The 5462-nt window shown below is 43.6% G+C and carries 3 protein-coding genes and 2 pseudogenes; 4 read left to right on the top strand and 1 reads right to left on the bottom strand.

The genetic code is table 11. The features are described 5' to 3' along the window. The 4 genes and pseudogenes from H6G48_RS18160 to H6G48_RS18145 form a co-directional block, all read left to right on the top strand. A pseudogene (locus tag H6G48_RS18160) lies at positions 1 to 290 on the top strand (Uma2 family endonuclease); the annotation flags it as partial. Between the two features lie 287 nt (positions 291 to 577). Further along, the gene (locus H6G48_RS18155; RefSeq protein WP_190722739.1) at positions 578 to 1717 is read left to right on the top strand and encodes a citrate synthase; all 1140 of its coding nucleotides are present in this window, start codon (positions 578 to 580) and stop codon (positions 1715 to 1717) included. A 198-nt stretch (positions 1718 to 1915) separates the two neighbouring features. Continuing rightward, on the top strand, positions 1916 to 3658 hold the full coding sequence (locus H6G48_RS18150; protein ID WP_190722738.1) for an ABC transporter substrate-binding protein: 1743 nt from the start codon (positions 1916 to 1918) through the stop codon (positions 3656 to 3658). After that, positions 3658 to 4926 (top strand): glycosyltransferase, encoded by a 1269-nt coding sequence (locus tag H6G48_RS18145; protein ID WP_190722737.1) that lies wholly within the window; start codon positions 3658 to 3660, stop codon positions 4924 to 4926. Before H6G48_RS18150 ends, H6G48_RS18145 begins: the two co-directional genes overlap by 1 nt. Before the next feature lie 233 nt (positions 4927 to 5159). On the opposite strand, the pseudogene H6G48_RS26470 reads toward H6G48_RS18145, so the two are convergent. Continuing rightward, positions 5160 to 5414 (bottom strand): annotated as a pseudogene (locus H6G48_RS26470) (zinc ribbon domain-containing protein). Between the last annotated feature and the right edge of the window lie 48 nt (positions 5415 to 5462).

Below are 5462 nucleotides of genomic sequence, written 5' to 3'. Positions count from 1 at the left end.
GTCTAGAAAATCTCGATAATTGGGTAAGTCCTCGCTTGGGCATTCGTTTTCAATTAGCCCAACCAGAGTTACTGTTGTATTATCCCGATGGTCAACCTTTCACCAGTTACAACGAAGAACGACAACGGGCCGAAACGGAACGACAACGGGCCGAAACGGAAAGTCAACGGGCCGAAACGGAACGGCAACGGGCCGAAACGGAACGGCAACGGGCCGAAACGGAACGGCAACGGGCCGAACGATTGGCGGCAAAACTGCGGGAGTTAAATATTAATCCCGAAGAAACTTAAAAAAATTATCGATCGGCTCAATCGATCGAGATAGTCTCGCTACAATGAAAGTAGATAAATATCAAGTCCTCTAGCTAGAGTCGCAACAGTAAGCCCAGAAAAAATGCGCTAGGGCAGGGTTGACTAAATCGACGAAGCAATCGCTAAATAGGGGTAATTTCCGTCCACTTCTCCCCAATCCTGAACGGGAGAGGCAGAACCGAAGAATTTCTATAAAATTTCGGTAAGGGTGGAAAGATCAAGTAAGTTAGCGTTAGGGCTTAATCTTCGCCACGGAAAGTAGAACTATGACAGTTTGTGAATATCGGCCAGGTTTAGAAGGAATTCCCGCCGCCCAATCGAGTATCAGCTTTGTGGATGGGCAAAAGGGAATCTTAGAGTATCGGGGCATTCGGATTGAGGAACTCGCCGAAAAAAGTACCTTCCTCGAAACCGCCTATCTCCTTATCTGGGGTGTTCTGCCCACGGAGGCGGAACTGGAAGAATTTGCCGATGAAATCCGTTATCATCGACGCATCAAGTACCGTATCGAAGACATGATGAAATGCTTCCCCGAAAAAGGCCATCCCATGGATGCGCTACAAACTTCGGCGGCGGCTTTAGGGTTATACTATGCCCGTCGGGCTTTGGATAATCCCGAATATATCCGTCAGGCAGTAGTCCGGCTATTAGCGAAAATCCCCACCATGGTGGCGGCGTTTCAATTAATTCGCAAAGGTAATCATCCCATTCAGCCCAACGATAGTCTTGATTATGCGGCCAATTTCCTCTATATGTTGACGGAAAGACGACCAACGGATTTAGCGGCGAAAGTTTTCGATGTCTGTTTGACCCTCCACGCCGAACATACCATGAATGCCTCGACTTTTTCGGCCATGGTGACGGCTTCCACTTTAACCGACCCCTACGGTGTCATCGCTTCAGCAGTGGGAACTCTCGCCGGCCCCCTCCACGGTGGGGCAAACGAGGAAGTATTGTTAATGTTAGAGGAAATCGGTTCGGTGGCTAATGTTCGTCCCTATGTGGAAAAATGTATCGCCAATAAACAAAAAGTTATGGGTTTTGGACACCGGGTATATAAAGTTAAGGATCCCCGGGCGACGATTTTACAAAACCTTGCTGAACAATTATTCGCGGAATTAGGTTCCGATGAATACTACGATATCGCCCTAGAATTAGAACAAGCAGTGGTGGATATCTACGGCGAAAAAGGTATCTATGCTAATGTGGATTTCTATTCGGGATTGGTCTATCGGAAATTAGGCATCCCCAGTGATTTATTTACCCCGATTTTTGCCATCTCCCGGGTGGCTGGTTGGTTGGCCCACTGGAAAGAACAATTAAATGCTAACCGCATTTTCCGTCCTACCCAAATCTACACCGGAGAACACGAAGTCCCCTATACACCGATCGAACAACGTTCTTAGATTTTATCTCCCATTCTTAATGGAAACACGGTTTCTCGCCTTTGTCAATCTTTCCTAGGCGAGATTTTTTGTCTCATTTCCTGTTATATTGATGGGGCAAGGAAACAGTCCAGCGGCTTTCAGCTTGGTCAGTTTCGGTGTATATAGCAAGGCAAGGTCTTTACTTCTAGATAGTCGGACAGAAAAATATTAAAGATTATGGTGAAATTTTGGCAGGGATTAACGGTATTTTTAATTTCTTGTTTATTGCTGATTTCCCTAACTGCTTGTGGTAATCAAGTTAGACGCAATCAAGTGGTCATATCGGTATTAAGTGACCCAAAAACCTTTAATGCTGTTTTATCGGCCGAATCCCCGAATATTTTTGGTTTAACCTACGAAGGACTATTAACAGAAAATCCCATTACTGGCAAAAAAGAACCGGTCTTAGCAGAATCTTGGACAATTTCCGATGATAATTTGAGCATTATTTTTACTATCAGAGAGGGTTTAAAATGGTCGGATGGTCAACCCTTAACCGTTGATGACGTGGTTTTTACCTATAAAGAATTATATCTAAATCCTGATATTCCTAACAACTACCGCGATAGTTTAAGAATAGGATTAAAAAAAGAATTTCCAGTTATCACTAAACTAGATAATCGCAGAATCGAATTTAAACTCCCCGAACCTTTTGCTCCTTTTTTAGATGCTGTCAGTTCACCGATTTTACCTAAACACGCTTTAGAAAAAACTATTCAGAAAAAAAGCCCCGATGGTAGGTTAGAATTTCTCTCCACTTGGGGGTTAGATACTCCTCCCGATAAAATTGTTTTTAATGGTGCTTATAAACTAAAAGAATATATAACGGGACAAAGGATTATTTTTGAGAATAACCCTTACTATTGGAAAAAAGATGCCCAGGGACAACAATTACCTCATATAACTTCGGTAATTTGGGCAATTGTTGAATCGCAGGACACAACTTTACTACAATTTCGTTCGGGAAGTTTAGATTCTATTGGGGTAACTCCCGAATTTTTCTCCCTCTTAAAAACCGAAGAAGAAAGAGGAAATTTCACTATTTTTAACGGCGGACCTGCCTACGGAACCCAATTTATCGGTTTTAATCTCAATCAAGGAAAACGCGACGGAAAACCCCTAGTAGATCCGATTAAATCCCGTTGGTTTAATAACTTAAATTTCCGTCAAGCTATTGCCTACGGCATTAATCGTCAAAGAATGATTGATGATATCTATCGAGGATTGGGACAAGAACAAAATTCTTTTCTTTCTATCCAATCGCCTTTTTACGATAAAACCCTGAAAGGTTACGATTATAATCCCGAAAAAGCCAAAGAATTATTATTAGAGGCGGGATTTAAGTATAATAGTGATAATCTCCTAGTCGATATCGATAATAATCCCGTTAGATTTAACCTGATTACTAATGCGGGTAACAAAATCCGGGAAGCAATTGGCGCACAAATTAAAAATGATTTAGCCGCAATAGGAATTCAAGTGGATTTTCAAGCGATCGCTTTTAGTAATTTAGTTGATAAACTGAGTAATAGTCTAGATTGGGAGGCCCATATTTTAGGTTTTACCGGTGATAACGAACCCCACGCCCCTAATATTTGGTATGTAGATGGAAATCTCCACGCTTTTAACCAACAACCTCAACCCGGCAGCCCGCCGATTCAAGGCTGGCAAGCGGCGGATTGGGAGAAAAAAATCGCCGATTTATACGTCAAGGGTTCCCAAGAATTAGACTTTGAGAAGCGCAAAGTTATCTATAATGAAATTCAACAACTTCAACAGGAATACGTCCCGTTTATTTATCTAGTTAATCCCCTCGCTTTGGGGGCTGTGCGTAACTGCTTTGAAGGAATACAATTCTCCGCCTTGGGTGGTGCATTCTGGAATCTAGAAGAATTAAAGAAAACCTGTGGAGGTGTTTAATGACTCATTTTGGTTTACTCTGTCCTACAACTTCTGGACATATTTATTCTCTCCTACCTTTAGGAAAAGAGTTACAAAAACGCGGTCATAAAGTTACCTGTTTTCTAACTCTTGATGGTGAAGAAATGGTGCAAGCAGCCGGCTTAGATTTTCAGGCAATTGCACCTGACAAATATCCGAAAGGCACATCAGCCAAAAATTTAGCCGAAATTGGTCAATTACGGGGAACAGCCGCCGTCCGTCGCACGGTACAATTAGTAAGTGATTCTACCGCTGCCCTCTTTGAAACTATCCCTCAAGAGATGCGTCGCTTGGGAATTGATGCCCTAATTGTCGATCAAGTCTCCGCCTCAGGGGGTACAATCGCAGAAAAATTGGCTATTCCCTTTATCAGTTTTTGTTCGGCATTGGTTTTAAATCGCGATCCGCTTATTCCGCCCTTTATGACCAGTTGGGACTATAATCCCTCATTTATCGGGGTTATTCGCAATAAACTTGGCTATAAACTCCTTGACTCTCTGACTCGTCCTCTGAATGAGTTAATCAACCGGCAGCGTCAAGAATGGGGGTTAATTCCCTATCAAAACATCAATCAACGCTATTCACCCATCGCCCAAATTAGCCAACAACCTGCCGAATTCGAGTTTCCTCGGCCAAATTTACCCGCTCACTTTCACTTTACCGGTCCCTTTCACGATTCCTCCACCAGAAAAACGATTCCTTTTCCCTACGAAAAATTAACCGGACAACCCTTGATTTATGCTTCCCTCGGTACAATTCAAACTCGCCTACAATCGACCTTTAATGCGATCGCCGAAGCCTGTGCCGATTTGCCGGTACAATTAGTTTTATCCTTGGGCAACACCGACTCTAACATTCAAATAACAACCAAAAACGCCCTAGTTGTTCCCTACGCTCCCCAATTAGAGCTTTTAACCAGAGCCTCTCTTACTATCACCCACGCAGGCTTAAATACTACCCTAGAATCCCTAGCGCAAGCTGTACCGATGGTGGCCATTCCCATCGCTAACGACCAACCGGGGGTATCTGCTCGGATAAAATGGTCGGGGACAGGGGAAGTGATTCCGATTTCCCGTCTAGAAGTTCCCCGTTTACGAGGGGCAATTGAAAAGGTGTTATCCGTCCCCAGTTACCGAGAAAATGCCCTGAGAATGCAAAAAGCGCTACAGAAGACTGGAGGAGTGAAAATGGCCGCCGATATCGTCGAAAAAGCCATTTCTACCGGCCAACCCGTCCTATCGGTATAATAACCAGGGTCTGCTGAAAAAGTTTTTCCTGCGGACAGGATGTCGGGTGTCGGGTTTTAAAAACGTTATCGAAAACAATTGACAAAAATCGCCCTTTATAACCCCGTCCATGGACTAACACAAACCGAAGAACTATAAAGATTAGATTGAACATTTCTGTGATTTCTGTCTAACAGCAATGGTCAGCGGTGTTGACATCCTCACCGCCGTAAACGGACGGTGATTCCCAAACCTCACGATTTAGGTTTCTGCTTCTTTCCCTTGCGGGGTTCCGCACCTGCCTTAACAGATTTACTCTGTTCTGGTCATCAGGTCGCTCTACAGACTGACACCGCAAGCCCTGCGGCCAAAATATTTTTACTCGCGTTAATATCTCGGTCATGGTGCGTCCCACAGTCTGGACAATCCCACTCTCGAACATTTAGAGAACTCCATAAAAAAGATGATCCAATAGTCAAGTGGTTTGATAAGGGATTTCCACAAACCACTTTGGCAAATGGGGAAGTCGATTAATCTGTTTTTCCAACTCTGCCATT

Source organism: Microcystis flos-aquae FACHB-1344, assembly GCF_014698375.1.
GTDB classification, from domain to species: Bacteria; Cyanobacteriota; Cyanobacteriia; order Cyanobacteriales; family Microcystaceae; genus Microcystis; species Microcystis aeruginosa.
The sequence above is the reverse complement of the archived record's forward strand: the minus strand, read 5'-3'. Positions and strand labels throughout refer to the sequence as shown.